This window comes from Trinickia violacea, from assembly GCF_005280735.1.
Taxonomy (GTDB): domain Bacteria; phylum Pseudomonadota; class Gammaproteobacteria; order Burkholderiales; family Burkholderiaceae; genus Trinickia_A; species Trinickia_A violacea.
The window spans coordinates 155,674-173,304 of the sequence record NZ_CP040078.1 but is presented as its reverse complement, the minus strand read 5'-3'; the positions used below and the strand labels follow the sequence as shown (position 1 = coordinate 173,304).

Genomic DNA, 17,631 nt, shown 5'->3' with positions numbered 1-17,631 from the left:
GCCTCAGCGCTTGAAGTGCGGCGGCACCTGGCCGTCCACGTTGACCCAGACCGAGCGGGCTTCCGTGTAGTCGTGCATCGCCTCGAAGCCCATCTCGCGGCCGTAGCCCGACTGCCCCACACCGCCGAACGGGCTGCCGGGATTGACGCGCTTATAGCAATTGACCCAGCACATGCCCGCGTGAATCTGCCCGGCCATGCGATGCGCACGCGACAGATCGCGTGTCCACAGCCCGCTGCCGAGACCGTAGGCGGTGCCGTTGGCGATCGCGAGCGCCTCTTCGTCGGTGCGAAAGCGCAGAACCGTCGCGAACGGGCCGAACACTTCCTCCTGGGCGACGCTGTCGTTCGGGCTGGCGGCCTCGACCACCGTCGGGCGCACGTAGTAGCCGTTCGCGAGCGACGCATCGTGCGGCGCGGTGCCGCCGGTGAGCACGCGGCCGCCCTGTGCGCGCGCCACGTCGACGAACGCCGTCACGCGTTCGAGGTGCTGCTTCGACGTCAGCGGCCCCATCTCGGTGTTGGGATCGAGCGGGTTGCCGACGCGGATCGACGCGGCGAGCGCCACGAAACGTTCGAGGAACGCATCGGCGATGCGCTCGTGCAGGATGAGGCGCGACCCGGCGATGCACGCCTGGCCCTGGTTGTGGAAGATCGCCCACGCGGCGCCGTTGATGGCGGCATCGAGATCCGCATCGTCGAACACGATGTTGGCGCCCTTGCCGCCCAGTTCGAGCTGCACGCGCTTCAGGTTGCCCTTCGACGCCTCGACGATGCGCCGCCCCGTCGCCGTCGAGCCCGTGAACGCGATCTTGCCGACGCCCTCGTGCTCGGCGAGGCGCTGCCCGGCCGTGTGACCGTAGCCCGCGACGATGTTGACGACGCCCGCCGGAAAGCCGACCTCCGCCATTAGTTCGACGATGCGCAGCGTCGAGAGCGGCGTGATCTCGGAAGGCTTGAGCACGACCGTGTTGCCGGCCGCGAGCGCCGGACCCATCTTCCAGCTCGTGAACATCAGCGGAAAATTCCACGGCACGATCTGGCCGACCACGCCGATCGGCGCGCGCTGCACGTAGTTGAGAAAACCGGTTTCGACGGGAATCACCGAGCCTTGCAGCTTGTCGGCCATGCCGCCGAAGTAGCGGAAGCAGGCCGCCGTGCGCGGTACGTCGAGGGCGCGCGAGTCGCGGATCGGATGGCCCGTGTCGAGCGATTCGAGCTGCGCGAGCTCCTCGGCGTTCGCCTCGATCGCGTCGGCGAGACGCAGCAGCAAGCGGCCTCGCTCGGCGGCGGGCAGCGCCGCCCACTTCGGGAACGCGCGCGCGGCGGCCTCCACGGCGAGATCGACGTCGGCGGCCGTGGCGGCGGCGATCTTCGCGATCAGCGTGCCGTCGTGCGGATTGAGCACGTCGATCGTGCCGCCTTCGACGGCATCCGTGAAGCGGCCGTCGATGAAGAGTTGGGTTTGCATGAAGGGTCCTTCCTTGGTGATGGCGGGCGCGTGTTTCAGAAATCGACCGGGTACGGCTTCAGGTCGCCGCGCTCGTAACGCTTGGGCAGGTCGGGCGTCGCGTTTTCCCAGACGAGCAGCATCGAGCGCTTCGTCGAGTAGCCCTGGTGGCGGATGTCGGCCGGCATCGCGCAGATGTCGCCCGCGCGCATCGTGATGCGCGCGCGCGGCGCGCCCGTGTTCTTGTCGCCGATGTCCCAGACGATCTCGTCGGAGAGCTGCAGGAACCACTCGACGCGATCGTTGCCGTGAAAGACCGGCAGGATGTATTCCTCGGTGGTCGGGCAGAACAGGCTCTGGCCGCATACCGACGTCACGGACGGATTCCACGTGACGTCCGAGCGCGACAGGTACTTGAAGAGATTGAACGCGTGCAGCTGGCCTTCGAAACCCGGTTCGACGTGAACTTCGGGCTCGTCCTGGGGAACGTCCGCGAACGCGCGGTTCACGCTCAGGTGCTCGCGCAGCGGCGAGTCGCCCTCGAGGCCCGGCATGCGGCGCGTCGCGATGCGCGTGCGCTCGATCGCGGCGTCGTTCTCGCCATGCTTGCGGCCGAATGCCGTGCCCGTTTCCTCCGGCGCCGCAAACGGATCGAAGCCTTCGTTGGTCCAGTCGTGCAGGATCGCCTTGAAGGTCGCCATGATCGTCGGCGTCTCGAAGGTCTCCATGTAGTCGACCCCCGCTTCCTTCATGATGCCGTTGAACGAGCCCGCGTACACGTCGACCTTGCCGTAGTGATTGCGCGTGCCGAACACATGATCGAAGTTGACCCAGCCGTAGAAGAAGCCCCATGCGACGTCGCGCATCATCGCGCGCAGAAACGCATCGGCCGGCACGGCGTGGGTGCGCATCTGGTCTTTCGCCGGCCAGACGATCTTGACGAAGTACTCGTCGCGCTGGAACTCGAATGCGCCGAGCGTGAAGCGGCGATAGCCGGTCACGGCGTCGGGCTCGCTGGCGCGCACGGTGTCGGCGGCAAAGCCGGCTGCGTGCGTGATGGTTTCAAGACTGGCCATGTTGTGTCTCCTGTGTCGATCGGAGCGCGTGCGGAGCACTGACGCCGATCTCATGCAAAGCGGAAAGTAGGGGGGCGGTTCGGATGCGTGTCAGTGCAGGCAGATGTCGGCCCACTTTTGAACCGAAAGCTCGCCGAGCATCGTTTGCACGAGCGCCACGCCGGTCTTTTGGGCGCTGAAGCGATAGGCGCAGCCGGCCGGCAGCAGCGCCTGATGTCCGCGGCGCAGCACGACGTGGCCCATCGCGCGGCCGGCGGGATGCTCGCCGGCGCGCACGGTGCCCGTGCTGCCCTTGGGCGGCGTGTCGAGCTCGACGAAGTCGATGCGGGCTTCGCCATCCATCAGGATCACGAACTCGTCGTGCGCACAGGCAAACCAGCCGGACTGTCCTTCGACGCGCAGTGTCTCGATCACGTATTCGAGGTTCTTGCCGACCACGACCTTTTCATAGGGCGCCGACTGGGAAGCGACTTCGAAGATGTTGGAGAAAACGTAGTGGCGGGCATCGCCGCTCGTGATTTCGATTTCGCCTTTGCGGTAGCCGTCGAGCGACCCAAAGACGGTATGGAATGACGTTTCGGTCATTGCTGTCTCCTTTAGTTAAAAGCTGCTGTTGGACTTAACTTTAGGAGCGCCGAGGGGCGGCAACAACTGGCGGCGAGGCGATTGCCGCATTCGCGCTTCGCGAATAATCGCCTCGCTAAGTGACCCAGCCGCGCTCGATCAGCGGCAGGTCCCACGCGGGCTCCGGGCCCAGGTATTCGGCCAGAAACTCGACCAGCGCCTTGACCTTCAAGGCCTGTCGCTGCGTTGCGGGATAGACGGCGGCGAAGCTCAGCGGCGAGAGCGCATAGTCGGTCAGGAGCGGCACGAGGGAGCCATCGAGCAGCGAAGCGCTGGCCACGAGCGTCGGCAGGCACACGACGCCACCGCCCGTGAGCGCGTAGTCGCGCAGTAGATGCACCGAATTCGAGCGGATCATGCCGGGCAGCTCCATTTCGACGACCTCGCCGCCGCCCGTCATCACCCAGCGGTTGCGCGAGGGATAGCCTGAATAGAGCGCCGTGGTGTGCTGCAGCAAATCGCGCGGATGCTGCGGCGCGCCATGCTGGATCACGTAGGCGGGCGCGGCGCAGAACAGCCGCCGCACGGGGAACAGCCGGCGCTCGATCAGCGACCCGGAGATCGGCGGAAAGATCTGGAACGCGACGTCGAATCCCTCTTCGATGGGATCGACCACGCGGTCGTTGACGATCACGTCGATCTGGATGCCGGGATAGCGCCGGTTGAACTCGGCGAGCGGCGCGCCGAAGTGGCCCAGCGCGAAACCCGGCAGCATCTGGATGCGCAGCCGGCCGGTCGGCGTCGCGCGCAGCTCGCGCATCTGGTCGGTCAGTTCATTGACGCGCCCGACGACTTCGGCGCATTCGCGGTAGAACGCCTCGCCCACTTCGGAGAGGCGCACGTGCCGCGTACTGCGATGAAAGAGCGGCGCGTTGACGAACTTCTCCAGCTGCTGGATGCGGTTCGTGACGACCGAACTCGTCACGCCGAGCTGCCTCGCGGCCTCCGCAAAGCTGCTCGTCTCCGCCACACGCACGAATGCTTCGATACTCAGAAAACGGTCCATGCTGCTCTCGTCTCCGCCGGTTCAGACCCTCAGTGTATCCGGGCCGGCGGTGCCTGGCGCATGGATCGCGGCCACGCAAGGCGGGCCGGAACGGCATGCTCACTCGGGCTGTTCAGCTGCCGAGAACTCGGCCGCCGGAAGGTTCCGGCGACGCTGTTTGGCCGGCGCCGTTTCCTCGAGCAGGACGCTAACCCCGATTCCGAGCAGGACGGCGAAAATCGGCAGCCAGAGGATGTTCTGGATTCCGAAGCGAGTGGCGACGAAGCCGGCTAGCGCAGGCGCCACGCCTCCGCCGAAGATCTCGCCCGCACCCACGACAATGCCGATCGAAGTCGAGACCATGCCGGCCGGCGCCGCTTCCGTTGCAATCGGTCCGGAAAGCAGCGAGACGAGGCCCAGGGTGAAGAACGAAGCGACGAACAGCACGGCAAACAGCTCGACAGGGTGGGCTCCGAGTCCTCGGAACAGGTACAGCATGACGGCGGTTCCCGTGAAGCCGACGATGCTCGCCAGACGGCGGCCAACCAGGTCGGAGAGGCCGGGCAACCCGAACTGGCCGATGAATCCGCCGAAGCCGATCGCCGAGACCACGACACCCATGCGTTGCGTGTCGAGCGACAAATACTCGGTGAGATACAGCGGCAGCATCGCGCCCAGCACGAACACGCCGGTCATCGCGCAAAACAGTGCCGCCATGGCGACCGGTATGTTGCGGCTCTTCAGCACGTCGCGCCAGTTGCCGCGCTCGGACTGCGTGGCGACACGCTTGGGCGCGGTTTGCGGCTCGCGAATCACGCGGAACATCAACAGGCCGAGAATCAGCCCGGGAACGGACACCAGGGCGAAGACCCAGCGCCACGTCACCACGTTGAGCAGTTGCGTCGCGATGATCGGCGAGAGCGCGAGTCCGAACAGGGCGAAGCCGCTCTGCTGCAGCCCGAGATTGAAACCGCGGCGCTTCGGATGGGACGCATCGGCGGTGGCGGCGAAGCTCGTCGGGCAGAAGGAGCCTTCGGCGACGCCCATCAGCGCGCGCATCGCGAGCAGGCTGGCGAGACCGCCGGCGAGCCCTGAAAAACCGGATAGCAGAGAAAACGCCAGGATGGCGGGGATCAAGACTTTGCGGCGTCCGACCTTGTCGGAGATGCCTCCCATCAGCGCCGCGAAGATGCCCCACGAAAGGCCGAGTATCCCGATGCAGTTGCCGACGTCCTGTGCGGTCAGGTGCAGGTCTTTCATGATGGACGGGAACAGCGGCGCGATCAGCCATCGGTCGAGCCCCACGAGGCCGAAGCCGAGAGCCAGCAGCGTCACGGCCTTCCACTCGTAGCGCACATCCCATTCGTTCGATTTCATCGGTGTCTCCATAGGTACCCACCCGATCGTGCTTGCGTGGCATCTGACCGGCATCGACATCGGGTGTCGATGGCGCAACGATATTCGCAAGCGCGGCACGGCAAGAACGGGATAACGACCGAATACGACATTCGCGAAATGCGAATAATGGCGCTCGGGCGGACGGCAACGCGCGTCAGCAAAGGCCGATGGGAGGGGAGAGCCGCTAATTAGCGGTATCGATCGACCGCCTCAGGAAAAACCCCCGGTAGACGCGGGCGCGGTGAGCGGGCGGCCGGTTCACGCGGTTCGCCGGTCGCGGCGTTCAGCGCGTCAGCGCCGGCTGCCATGTGCCGGCGGCGAGCGGCGTTTCCTCTTGTCAGATGCACGTCCGCGCTTCGCATCGGCGTATTCGCGAATCATCTCGACCAGCGCACGCAGCCCCGCAGGCACATGACGCCGGCCCGGATAGTAGAGGCACAACCCATCCAGCGGCGGCGTCCAGTCTTCGAGCACGCGCACGAGCGTCCCGGCCGCCAGATCCGCGTCGACGTTCCACTCGGTCAAATACGCGAGACCGAGGCCGGCACGCGCGGCCTCCAGCATCAGCTCCGGATTGTCCAGCGTCAGCGCGCCGCCGCCGTCGATGCGCACCGTCTCGCCGTGCCGTTCGAACTCCCACTGATAGATCGAGCCGCTCGGCATGCGGCTGCGGATGCATGGGTGCGCATTGAGGTCGCCGGGCGAGCGCGGCGGCTTGTGCTGCGAGAAATACGCCGGGCTGCCCACGACGGCAAACCGCTGCCTGTCGCCGAACGGCACGGCGATCATGTCCTGCGGCACGATTTCCGCCAGGCGGATGCCCGCGTCGAATCCTTCGACCACGATATCGATCAACCGCCCTTCCGTGACGATGTCGAGTTTCATCTCGGGATAGCGCTTCAGGAACGCGACGAAGACCGGCATCACCTGCCGTGCCGCGCCTGCCGACGTATTGATGCGCAAGGTGCCCGACGGCGTGTCGCGGAAGCTGCCCGCCTGGTCGAGCGCGTCGCGGATGGTCGAAAGCGCGGGCGCGACGCTGTCGACGAATTGCGCGCCGGCTTCCGTCAGCGCCACGCTGCGCGTCGTTCGATTGAAGAGCTTCACGCCGATGCGCGCTTCGAGCGCGGCCACCGCGTGACTGAGCGCGGAAGTCGACACGCTCATTGCATTCGCGGCGGCCCGGAAGTTCCGATGGCGCGCGACGGCCAGAACGGCTTCCAGTTCGCTGAGACCGGATGTTTTCATTGTCCTAAATCCTTCAACACGTCATCCACGATTGTAAGGCTAGTCGACGCAATCGCGACGCTCTATCCTGGGTCATCGCTAACACTTTTGCGGACCCACCCACCATGCAGACCATCGACCAGATCTACATCAACGGCGAATTCGTTACGCCACACGGCGACGAATATTTCGATCTCTTCAATCCATCGACCGAGAAGGTGATCGGCCGCGTGCGTCTCGCCGACGCCCGCGACGTGGACGACGCCGTCGCGGCGGCGAAGCGGGCGTTCCCGGCGTTCTCGCGCACGGACAAGCGTGAGCGCGTCGAGATGCTGAGGCGCATGCATGCGGCGGTAGCCGCGAAAGAGAGCGAGCTTTTCGAGGCGATCGTCGAGGAATACGGCGCGCCGGTGTCGCGCGGCCGCTGGATGGCCCAGCACGCGAGCAGCACCTTGCTGGAGGCCGCGAAGATACTCGAGGACTACGCGTTCAGCCGTCGCGCCGGCACTGCCGACGTGGTGATGCAGCCGCTCGGCGTGGCGGGACTGATTACGCCATGGAACAGCGACGCGGGCTTTATCTGCGGCAAGCTCGCGGCGGCGCTCGCCGCGGGCTGCACGGCCGTGATCAAACCCAGCGAAATGAGCGCCATCCAGACGCGAATCGTCACGGAGGCGCTCCATGAAGCCGGGCTCCCGCCGGGGGTGTTCAACATCGTCACGGGACGCGGCGAGATCGTGGGGGCGCGGATCAGCTCGCATCCCGACGTCGCCAAGCTGTCGTTCACCGGATCAACCGCGGTCGGCAAGACGATTTTGCGGACCGCGGCGGAGACGCTCAAGCGCGTGACGCTGGAACTCGGCGGCAAGTCGCCGATGATCGTCCTCGACGACGCCAATTTTGACGAGGCCGTCCCGCTCGCCCTTCAGGCGGGCTTCATGAACAGCGGGCAGGCGTGCATTGCCGGCACGCGAATTCTGGTGCCGCAGGCGCGGCTGCGGGAGTTCGAGGAGAAAATCGTGGCGGCGTTGGCTCACGTTCAGTCGGGCGACCCGCGCGATCCTCGCACGAGCATCGGTCCGATGGTCAGCCAGAAACAATGGGATCGCGTGCAGCGCTATATCCGCATCGGCATCGACGAAGGCGCGCGCCTGATCGCCGGCGGCGAGGGTCGGCCGCATGGCGTCGACGCGGGCTGGTTCGTGCGTCCGAGCGTGTTCAGCGATGTGACGAACGATATGACGATCGCACGAGAGGAGATCTTCGGCCCGGTGCTCTCGATCATCGGGTACCGCGATACGGAGGACGCCATCGCGATCGCCAACGATACGCCCTACGGCCTGCAAGCCTACGTGTGCTCGTCCGACGCCGCGCGAGCAAGCGCGGTTGCCGCGCGGATCGAAGCGGGACGCGTGCTGGTCAACACGCTCGCGCACGAACCGGCGGCGCCCTTCGGCGGATTCAAGCAATCGGGTATCGGCCGCGAGTACGGCACGTTCGGGCTGGAAGCGTTTCTCGAGCCGAAGGCGTTGCTGGGCGCGGTGTGACTCGCATCGTGATCCGGGGGCACGGCCTTACGTGTCCCTCAGAGTCCGGATGATCAATTCGCGAAACCAGCGGCTTCCTTCGTCGCTGTCGAAGGTCTCGTGCCAATGCACGGTGACCTCGACTTCGGGAATGGCCACCGGCAGCGGATAGACGACGAAGCGTTCCGATTGATTGAACAACTGCGCCACGCGCAGCGGCAGCGTCACCATCCAGTCGGTGCGCTCGAGTATCTGCGGGATCACCGTGAAGTGCGGCACGCGCAGCGCCACGCGCCGATGCAGGCCCGCTGCGCGCAGCGAATCGTCGATCGTGCGGTGGCTGCTTTCGCTCGACGCCACGGCCACGTGCAGCAGCTCCAGAAATTTGTCGCGCGAGAGTTTGCGCGCCGGCAGTCCGGGGCGTTTGCGCGTCATGCACACGTACGCCTCGTGAAACAGCACCGCGTACTTCGTGCTTTGCTTGAGCGCCGGCAGATTGCCGATGGCAAAGTCGAGCTGCCCAAGGCGCAGACGCTCCTCCACATCGGTCACCGGCACCTGTCCCGCCTCCAGGCGAATCAGCGGGGCGATCTGCTGCAGCTGCTCGCAGAGCGGCGGCAGAAACACCTGCTCGCCGATGTCGGACATCGACAGGCGAAACTCGCGCACGCTGGTGGCCGGATCGAACTGTTCGCCGTGGCGCAGCGCTTCGCGGATCGACGCGATGGCGCGCCCGATCGGCAGCGCCAATTGCTCGGCCGTCGGCGTCGGCAGCATGCCTTCGGTCGCGCGGACGAACAGCGGATCGTCGAACGACGAACGCAAGCGCCCGAGTGCATAGCTGATCGCCGGCTGCGACAGGCCGAGACGCTGTCCGGCGCGGGTCAGGCTGCGTTCCTCGAGGATCGCTTCGAACACGCGCAGCAGGTTCAAATCGATCTTGTTGAAATCAGTCATGTTTATGGCGTAGCTAAATTTGATAAATTTGACAGATAGATTACCCGATTCTAACCTGGGTCTCATACACGCAGCGGCATGGAGACACGGGCGATGGAAGCGGTTGTCGAAGCACGCGAGAACACGAGTGGCGCGATGCGGGAGCATGCGGGACCGCACACGCTGCCGGCGTTGCTGGCGGCGCGTGTCGCGCGACACGGCGCGGCTCCGCTGATCTCCGACGGCACGACGACTTGGAGCGCGGCCGACGCGCTCGACATCGCCGCCCGCCGCGCCGGGGCGCTCGCCGCGCACGGCGTCGAGCGCGGAGATCGCGTCGCGCTGATGTGCACGAACCGCATCGAATTCATCGAGATCGTGCTCGGCTGCGCCTGGCTCGGTGCCGTGGTCGTGCCGATCAATACCGCGTCGCGCGGGCTTCAGCTCGAACACATTCTGCGCAACAGCGGCGCGCGTTTGCTGGTCACGGAAGCGCATCTGGCGAGCGCGGTTTACGCGCTGGCAGCGCCCGACCTCGCGCTCGAAAGCATTTGGCTGATCGGCGGCGAGCAGGAGTCCGGCGCGTTTCCCGGAGCCTGCCGCACGATGCCGATGCCGCCCGCGGGCGAGCCTCTCGAAGCCGCCGAGCTGGCTGACGGCGATCCGCTTGCGATCCTCTACACGTCAGGAACGTCGGGGCCCTCGAAGGGCGTGATCTGCCCGCACGCGCAGTTCTATTGGTGGGGCGAGCATACGGCAAGCCACCTCGGCGTCGTGGCGGGCGACGTGCTCTATACCTGCCTGCCGCTCTTCCATACGAATGCCGTCAACAGCTTCTTCCAGGCGCTGATTCGCGATGCCGAACTCGTCGTCGGCCGGCGCTTCTCCGCGAGCGGATTTTTCAACGCGCTGATCGCCTCGCGCGCGACGATCACCTTCGTGCTCGGCGCGATGGTGCCGATCCTGCTCGGCCGCCCCGTGTCGCCGAACGAGCGCGCGCATCGCGTGCGCATCGCGCTCGCGCCGGGCGTGCCGGAGCGCTTCCAGGCGGATTTCACGGCGCGCTGCGGCATCGCGCTGCTCGACGGCTACGGTTCGACGGAGACCAACTTCGCGATCGGCGGGACCATCGACGCGCAGCGTCCCGGCTACATGGGCCGGGTCGCGAATGGCTTCGATGCGCGCGTCGTCGATGCATCCGATCGTCCGGTGCCGGACGGCACCGCAGGCGAATTGGTGCTGCGCGCGGACGAACCGTTCGCGTTCGCGACGGGCTATTTCGGCATGCCCGAAAAGACCGTCGAAGCGTGGCGCAACCTTTGGTTCCACACAGGCGATCGCGTCGTGCGCGAGGCCGATGGTTATTTCCGCTTCGTCGATCGTCTCAAGGATGCGATCCGCCGCCGTGGCGAAAACATCTCGTCGTTCGAAGTCGAGCAAGTGCTGCTGAGTCATCCGTCGATCGAGACGGCGGCCGTCTTCGCGGTGCAGTCCGCGCTCGCCGAAGACGAAGTGATGGCCGCGGTCGTGCTGAAACCCGGCGAGGCGCTCGAGCCGCTCGAACTGATTCGCTTTTGCGAGCCGCGTCTGCCGTATTTCGCCGTGCCGCGGTATCTCGAGTTCGCGCCCGATTTGCCGAAGACGGAGAACGGCAAGATTCAGAAGTACAAATTGCGCGAGGCCGGCGTCACGGCGAGCACGTGGGATCTGGAGACGTCGGGCTACCGGCTCGAGCGGGCGTGAGGGAGACTCAGATGACAAGCATGCAGACCATTTCCGCCGCCGGTGCACCCGGCAATGACGCTGCCGGCAACGGCACGGCCGCCGGCATTCAGGCGGCGCCTGTCGACGCCAAGGCGCTGCGCCGCATCGTCATGGCGTCGGTCGCGGGCAATGCGCTCGAATGGTACGACTTCTTCCTGTACAGCACAGCCGCCGCGCTCGTGTTCGGCCAGGTGTTCTTCCCGAAGGGCGCCGACCCGCTGCTCGGCACCCTCGCCGCGTTCGCCGGCTTCGCAGTGGGCTTCGCCGCGCGGCCGTTCGGCGGCGTGCTGTTCGGGCACATCGGCGATCGCTACGGACGCAAGGGCGCGCTCGTGTGGACGCTCTCCATCATGGGCGGCGCGACGTTCCTGATCGGCCTGCTGCCGACCTACGCGCAAGTCGGCCTCCTGGCGCCCGCGCTGCTCGTGCTGCTGCGTGTGCTGCAAGGCATCGCGTCCGGCGGCGAATGGGGCGGCGGCGTGCTGATCATCAGCGAATCGGCGCCGCCCGAGAAGCGCGGCTTTCTCGCGGCGTGGAGCCAGATCGGCGTGGGCGGCGGCTTCGTGCTTTCGGCGGCGGTGTTCTTCGCCGTGCAGACCTTGCCCAAGGACGCGTTCATGAGTTGGGGATGGCGCATCCCGTTCCTGCTGTCGATTTTCATTTTCGGCGTCGGCGTCTACATCCGCTCGAAGCTGCCGGAGAGCGCCGAGTTCGCCAAAGCGGAAGCGGCGGGCAAGAAGGCGCATATGCCGGTCATGGAGGCCATCCGCAAGCACCCGAAAGAGATCCTGATGGCGATGGGGCTGCGCGTCGCGGAAAACGGCGGCTCGTACATCTTTCTCGCGTTCGCGCTCGTGTACGGCAAATTCATCGGCGTGCCCAATGCGGTCATGCTGGCCGGCGTGATGGTATCGATGACCGTCGAACTGGTTGCGATGCCGATCTGGGGCCGCCTGTCCGATCGGATTGGCCGCAAGCCGATTTATATGATCGGCGCGGTGGGGCTCATCGTCGTCGCGTTCCCGTTCTTCTGGCTGCTCGACACCAAGGTGCCGACGCTGATCTGGCTTGCGTTCCTGCTGGGGAATCCGCTTTGCCACGGCGCGATGATCGGCACGCAGCCGAGCCTGATGGGCGAGCTGTTCAGCACGGAGGTGCGCTACTCGGGCATGGCGCTCGGTCACGAGATCGCCTCGGTGTTCGCGGGCGGCTTGTCGCCGTTGCTCGCGACAGCGCTGCTCGCTCACTATCGCGCCGCATGGCCGGTCGCGCTGATGCTGATCGCGATGGGCGCCATCACGGTGATCGCGCTGTTGTTCACGCACGAGACCGCGCCGCGGCGCTCGCGTTGAACCGGGCAACCCAGAGCAATCCGACATGCAACCCATGCCTCTTCATAACGTGCTCGTGACTGCCGGCGTGGAGGTGCCGTACCGGCGCCACGCCTCGGGCGTTTCGACCGGCGGCCTGCTCGCGCAAGCCTTCGCCGCTGTGCTCGAGCAGTCGGGCTTGCGCGCAGCCGATATCGACGGCCTCGGCGTCGCGTCGTTCACGCTTGCGCCCGACCACGCCATCGACGTGGCGTGGAGGCTCGGCTTGACCCCGCGCTGGTGCATGGACGATTGTCACGGCGGCGCGAGCGCGATCAATCTGCTGCAGCACGCGATACGCGCGATTCAATGCGGCGATGCGAGCGCCGTCGCGCTCGTGTCCGGCGATCACTTCGAGCCGGCGGACTTCAAGCGGCTCGTCGAGCATTACAACCTCACGACGCGCACCTATTTGCGGCCGCTCGAAAACGGCGGCCCGAACAGCCTGTTCGCGATGCTGACGCAGCGCCATGCGAAGCGGAACGGCCTGACGCGCCGCGACTATGGCGCGCTGTGCGTCGCGCAACGCGCATGGGCGGCGCAGAACCCGGACGCCGTCTACCGCGAGCCGCTTTCGATCGAAGACTATCTCGCGGCCCCTGTCGTTGCCGAACCGCTCGGCCGCTTCGACTGCGTACCGGTCGTGAGCGGGGCGAACGCCGTGATCGTCGCGCGCGCCGATCTCGTGCGCCATGCGTCGAACATGCGGGTGCGCGCGCTGCAATGCCGATACAACTTCGATCACCAGGCTGGCGACGGCTTGCAGACCTCGCTGGCGACGATCGCCGAAGACTTGTGGCGGCAAGCCGGCGTCTCACCGCAAGACATGGACGTGGTGTCGGTCTACGACGATTACCCGGTCATGACGCTCGTCCAACTCGCCGATCTCGGCTTCGCGCCCGATGGCGATCTGCGGGCGCTGATCGAGCGCGTCGCGTCGCGCGCGCTCGCGGTCAATACGTCGGGCGGGCAGTTGTCGGCGGGGCAGGCGGGCGCTGCGGGCGGCATGCACGGCCTCGTCGAGGCGATCACGCAATTGCGCGGCGCAGCCGGCGCGCGTCAGGTGTCCGAGGCGCGGCGCGCGGTCGTGAGCGGCTACGGCATGGTCGAGTATCGCTACGGCATGTGCGCGAACGCGGTCGTGCTCGAACGAACCGAGGCAGGTGCGCCATGACGCTCAGCGTATTTCAATGCACCCAGTGCGGCGCGACGCTATTCCCGGCGCGAGTTTTCTGCCCCGCGTGCGGCGGGGCGCAATGGCGCGAATGCGCCGTCGTGCGCGGCACGGTGAACGAGTCGACGGTGGTGCGTCATCGCGTCGGCGCGCAGGAAGGCGGCGACGTGCATCTTGCGAGCGTCGTGACGAGCGCCGGTCCGGTCGTGATCGCGCGGCTCGAACAGGGTGTGCTGGCCGGCGACGAAGTGGCCCTCGACATGGACGAAGCGAACCGCATTCTCGCTCGTCCGATTCGAGCAATCGAGTAACGGAACCATGGCAGAGAAATCGTTCAAGAAGGAAGTGCAGAAGCTGCGCATGCCGGCCGGCGAGGAATTTCGCGGCGAAGGCATTCTCGCGGTCACGAAGGCGCTGCTGCAGTCGGGGGTGTCGTATGTCGCCGGCTATCAGGGCGCCCCGATCTCGCACCTGATGGATGTGTTGTCGGACGCGAACGAGATTCTCGAAGACCTCGGCGTCCATTTCGAAAGCAGCGCGAGCGAAGCGACAGCGGCGGCGACGCTGGCCGCCTCGGTCAACTATCCGCTGCGCGGCGCGGTGACGTTCAAGGCAACGGTCGGCACGAACGTCGCGTCCGATGCGCTCGCGAACCTCGCTTCGGGCGGCGTGACGGGCGGCGCGCTCGTGATCGTCGGCGAGGACTACGGCGAAGGCTCGAGCATCATGCAGGAGCGCTCGCACGCGTTCGCGATGAAGTCGCAAATGTGGCTGCTCGATCCGCGTCCGAATCTGCCTTCGATCGTCGATGCGGTCGAGAAGGGCTTCGAATTGTCGGAGGCGAGCCATACGCCCGTGATGCTGCAGCTGCGCATTCGCGCGTGCCACGTGCACGGGCACTTCACGACCAAGGCCAACGTGCGGCCGTCCTACACGCTCAAGGACGCAATCGAGAACCCCGTGCGCGACGTCGGCCGGATCGTCTTGCCGCCCGCGAGCTTCGGGCACGAGCGCGAGAAAGTCGAGGAGCGCTGGCCGGCCGCCGTCGAGTTCGTGCGCCGGCACCGGCTCAATGAGTTCTTCGGAGCGGACAGCGCGCACGACGTCGGCATCATCGTGCAAGGCGGCCTCTACAACACGCTGATGCGAGCGCTCGCGCTCGTCGGCCTCGCCGACGTCTACGGCCGCACCGAGTTGCCGATCTACGTGATGAACGTGGCCTATCCGACGATCGATGCCGAGGTGCGCGAATTCTGCGCGGGTAAGCGCGCCGTGCTGATGATCGAAGAAGGCCAGCCGGAATTCATCGAGCAAGCGCTCAACACGATTCTGCGTCAGGCCGATCTGCCAACGCGCGTACATGGCAAGGATTGTCTGCCGCGCGCGGGAGACTACACGCCGAACGTCGTCATCAAGGGGTTGCTGAAATTTGTCGGCCGTTACTTGCCCGATCTGATTCGTGAAGAGGCGTTGCCTGCCGGCGTGCGCGAGACGGTGTCGACACGGCGCCCCGTGCCCGTGCCGGTGGTGTCGTCAGCCTCGGCTTCGGCGAGTGTGCAGGCCGCGGCTGACGCGGCGGCGCCTCGTGCCATCGAGGCGCCGCCGCCTGCTCTGCCCGAGGTGCATCCGCGCCCGCCGTCGTTCTGCACGGGCTGCCCCGAGCGTCCGATCTTCACGGCCATGAAGCTCGTCGAGCGCGAGCTCGGCGCGCATCACATCAGCTGCGACATCGGCTGTCATCTGTTCTCGATCCTCCCGCCGTTCAACCTCGGGGCGACGACGATGGGCTATGGGCTCGGCTGGGCCGGCGCGGCCGCATTCAACACGAAGGAAACGGACCGCCGCACGATCAGCGTGATGGGCGACGGCGGTTTCTGGCACAACGGTCTCACGAGCGGCGTCGGCAACGCGGTGTTCAACCGCAGCGACAACGTGCTCGTCATCGTCGATAACGGCTACTCGGCGGCGACGGGCGGACAGGACATCATGTCGTCGAGGGCCGACAACACGATCCGCACCACCCGCAATCCGATCGAGGCGGCCGTGCGCGGCGTCGGCGTCAAATGGGTCAAGACGATCACGCGCACGTACAGCGTGGCGAAGATGCGCGACACGCTGCGTGAAGCGCTGACGACGAAGGAGAGCGGGCCGAAGGTCATCATCGCGCAATCGGAATGCATGCTGAACAAGCAGCGCCGCATGAAGCCGCTGATGAAGCGCTGGATCAAGGAAGGCAAGCGCGTCGTGCGCGAACGCTTCGGCGTCGATTCCGACACCTGCACGGGGGACCATTCGTGCATTCGCCTCTCGGGTTGTCCGTCGCTGACGATCCGCGAGAACCCCGACCCGCTGCGCCGCGATCCGGTCGCGGCCGTGCTCGATAGCTGCGTCGGTTGCGGGCTTTGCGGAGAGGTCTCGCACGCCGCTGTGCTGTGTCCGTCTTTTTATCGCGCCGAGCTGGTCAGCAACGCGGGCTGGCGGGAGCGTGTTGCGAAGCGCATCGCCGAGCGCGTGATCGCCGCGCTGCAGCGGCGCGTGAAGTCGCGGGAGGTCGCTTATGTTGTCTGATGCCGTGAGGCCGATCGGCATCGCGATTCTCGCGATGGGCGGCGAAGGCGGCGGGGTGCTCGCGGACTGGATCGTCGATCTCGCCGAGCATGCCGGCTATGTCGCGCAGACGACGTCCGTGCCCGGCGTGGCGCAGCGCACGGGCGCCACGATCTACTACGTCGAGTTTCATCCGCTGAAGCTCGCACCGGGCGCACCGGAGCCGGTCCTCGCGCTCGCGCCGGTGGCGGGCCATGTCGACATCGTCCTGTGCTCCGAATTGATGGAAGCGGGCCGGGCCGTGCAGCGCGGGTTCGTCACGGCGGACCTCACGACGCTGATCACGTCGACGCACCGCGTCTACTCGATGACCGAGAAGACCGCGATGGGCGACGGCCGCGTCGATTCGCAGCGCTTGCTGGAGGCCGGGAAAGCGGCCGCCAAGCGCTTCATCGCGGCGGACTTCGCGGCGTTGGCGCAGGAGACCGGCAGCGTGATCAGCGCTGCGTTGTTCGGCGCGCTCGCGGGCGCACGCGTGCTGCCGTTCGAGCGCGCCGATTTCGAGGCGGCGATCGAGCGCGGCGGCGTCGGCGTGGAGACGAGTGTGAAGGCGTTCGGCGCCGGTCTCGCGGCGACGACGGCTACGGCAGCGAAGGAATCGGCGGATACGGCAATGCCTGCGGCCGGAAATGCAGCGGCGTTCAAGCCGTTGCCGAACGATGCCCGGCTGGCCGCGCTCGACGCTCGCATTCGCAGCGATTTCCCTGCCGAAGTCCACGCGATCTTGCAGGCGGGTGTGAGACGGCTTGCCGACTATCAGGACGTGGCCTATGGCGCGGAATATCTCGATCACTTGATGACGATCCGCGACATCGACAACGGCAACGCCCGCTGGGAGCTTCTGTCGGAAACCGCGAGGCATCTTGCGCTTTGGATGTCATACGAGGACACCGTGCGCGTGGCCGACCTCAAGATTCGCGGCGGCCGTTTCACGCGCGTGGCGGCGGAGGTCAAAGTGGAGCGCGGACAGTTGCTGCATATCAGCGAATTCCTGCATCCGCGCGTCGACGAGATCGCCGACACGCTGCCCGCTGCGCTTGGCCGCTGGCTGATGAAGCCGGGTTGGGCGCGCAGCCTCGTGGAGCGGATGACGCGCGAGGGACGGGTCGTGCGGACGTCGTCGCTGAGCGGGTTCTTGCAGTTGTATTGCGTGGCGTCGCTGCGCGGCATGCGCCGCCGCTCGCTGCGCTACGAGCGCGAAATGGCGGCGTGCCGGCGCTGGCTCGCGAGCGTTGCCGAGATCGCCCGGCACGACTACTGGCTGGCCGTCGAAGTCGCGCGCTGTCAGCGTCTCGTGAAAGGCTACGGCGACACGCACGCGCGCGGCATGCGCAGCTTCACGGCCATCGAGGCGGCGCTGCCGGTGCTGCGTCGCGAAAGCGCGGCGGCCGATCGCGTGCGTCAACTGCGCGAGGCCGCGCTCGCGGACGACAGCGGCCAGCGCCTCGCCGATCTGCTCGGCCAATGGCGTGTCGCGGCGTGATTGATAGGTTGC

The 17,631-nt window shown here is 66.5% G+C and carries 14 protein-coding genes; 7 read left to right on the top strand and 7 right to left on the bottom strand.

Annotated features, from left to right (window positions below; genetic code table 11):
• Positions 1-3: 3 nt before the first annotated feature.
• The 6 genes from FAZ95_RS22765 to FAZ95_RS22740 form a co-directional block, all read right to left on the bottom strand.
• On the bottom strand, positions 4-1,470 hold the full coding sequence (locus FAZ95_RS22765; RefSeq protein ID WP_137334798.1) for an aldehyde dehydrogenase family protein: 1,467 nt from the start codon (positions 1,468-1,470) through the stop codon (positions 4-6).
• A gap of 35 nt (positions 1,471-1,505) precedes the next feature.
• Positions 1,506-2,525, bottom strand: a complete 1,020-nt coding sequence (locus FAZ95_RS22760) for a hydroxyquinol 1,2-dioxygenase (RefSeq protein WP_137334797.1) — start codon at positions 2,523-2,525, stop codon at positions 1,506-1,508.
• A 90-nt stretch (positions 2,526-2,615) separates the two neighbouring features.
• Positions 2,616-3,110, bottom strand: coding sequence for a cupin domain-containing protein (locus tag FAZ95_RS22755; RefSeq protein ID WP_137334796.1), 495 nt, complete (start codon positions 3,108-3,110; stop codon positions 2,616-2,618).
• A gap of 115 nt (positions 3,111-3,225) precedes the next feature.
• Positions 3,226-4,155: a LysR family transcriptional regulator gene (locus FAZ95_RS22750; RefSeq protein ID WP_137334795.1), complete on the bottom strand. Its 930-nt coding sequence runs from the start codon at positions 4,153-4,155 to the stop codon at positions 3,226-3,228.
• A gap of 99 nt (positions 4,156-4,254) precedes the next feature.
• Positions 4,255-5,511 carry an MFS transporter gene (locus FAZ95_RS22745; protein ID WP_137334794.1) on the bottom strand — a complete coding sequence of 419 codons (1,257 nt, stop codon included), beginning with the start codon at positions 5,509-5,511 and terminating at the stop codon, positions 4,255-4,257.
• 312 nt (positions 5,512-5,823) lie between these two features.
• On the bottom strand, positions 5,824-6,780 hold the full coding sequence (locus FAZ95_RS22740) for a LysR family transcriptional regulator (RefSeq protein WP_137334793.1): 957 nt from the start codon (positions 6,778-6,780) through the stop codon (positions 5,824-5,826).
• Between the two features lie 104 nt (positions 6,781-6,884).
• On the opposite strand from FAZ95_RS22740, the gene FAZ95_RS22735 reads away from it, so the two are divergent.
• Entirely contained in the window at positions 6,885-8,306 is a 1,422-nt protein-coding gene (locus FAZ95_RS22735; protein WP_137334792.1) for an aldehyde dehydrogenase family protein, read from the top strand.
• A gap of 27 nt (positions 8,307-8,333) precedes the next feature.
• Here the strand turns inward: FAZ95_RS22735 and FAZ95_RS22730 are convergent, their stop codons facing one another.
• The gene (locus FAZ95_RS22730) at positions 8,334-9,242 is read right to left on the bottom strand and encodes a LysR family transcriptional regulator (protein ID WP_137334791.1); all 909 of its coding nucleotides are present in this window, start codon (positions 9,240-9,242) and stop codon (positions 8,334-8,336) included.
• A gap of 93 nt (positions 9,243-9,335) precedes the next feature.
• Here FAZ95_RS22730 and FAZ95_RS22725 point away from each other — a divergent pair, with 93 nt between their 5' ends.
• Genes FAZ95_RS22725 through FAZ95_RS22700 form a run of 6 tightly spaced genes read left to right on the top strand, consistent with a single transcriptional unit; the run spans position 9,336 to position 17,619 of the window.
• Positions 9,336-10,964 (top strand): ATP-dependent acyl-CoA ligase, encoded by a 1,629-nt coding sequence (locus FAZ95_RS22725; RefSeq protein WP_437437775.1) that lies wholly within the window; start codon positions 9,336-9,338, stop codon positions 10,962-10,964.
• Positions 10,965-10,975: 11 nt separating this feature from the next.
• A complete protein-coding gene (locus tag FAZ95_RS22720; RefSeq protein ID WP_137334790.1) occupies positions 10,976-12,337 on the top strand; it encodes an MFS transporter in 1,362 nt (453 codons plus the stop codon).
• Positions 12,338-12,371: 34 nt separating this feature from the next.
• A complete protein-coding gene (locus FAZ95_RS22715; protein WP_254700254.1) occupies positions 12,372-13,529 on the top strand; it encodes a thiolase family protein in 1,158 nt (385 codons plus the stop codon).
• Positions 13,526-13,840 (top strand): zinc ribbon domain-containing protein, encoded by a 315-nt coding sequence (locus FAZ95_RS22710; RefSeq protein ID WP_137334788.1) that lies wholly within the window; start codon positions 13,526-13,528, stop codon positions 13,838-13,840. The genes FAZ95_RS22715 and FAZ95_RS22710 overlap by 4 nt, the downstream gene beginning before the upstream one ends.
• A 7-nt stretch (positions 13,841-13,847) precedes the next feature.
• The gene (locus tag FAZ95_RS22705; protein ID WP_137334787.1) at positions 13,848-16,097 is read left to right on the top strand and encodes a thiamine pyrophosphate-dependent enzyme; all 2,250 of its coding nucleotides are present in this window, start codon (positions 13,848-13,850) and stop codon (positions 16,095-16,097) included.
• Entirely contained in the window at positions 16,087-17,619 is a 1,533-nt protein-coding gene (locus FAZ95_RS22700; protein ID WP_137334786.1) for an indolepyruvate oxidoreductase subunit beta family protein, read from the top strand. The genes FAZ95_RS22705 and FAZ95_RS22700 overlap by 11 nt, the downstream gene beginning before the upstream one ends.
• Positions 17,620-17,631 lie beyond the last annotated feature (12 nt).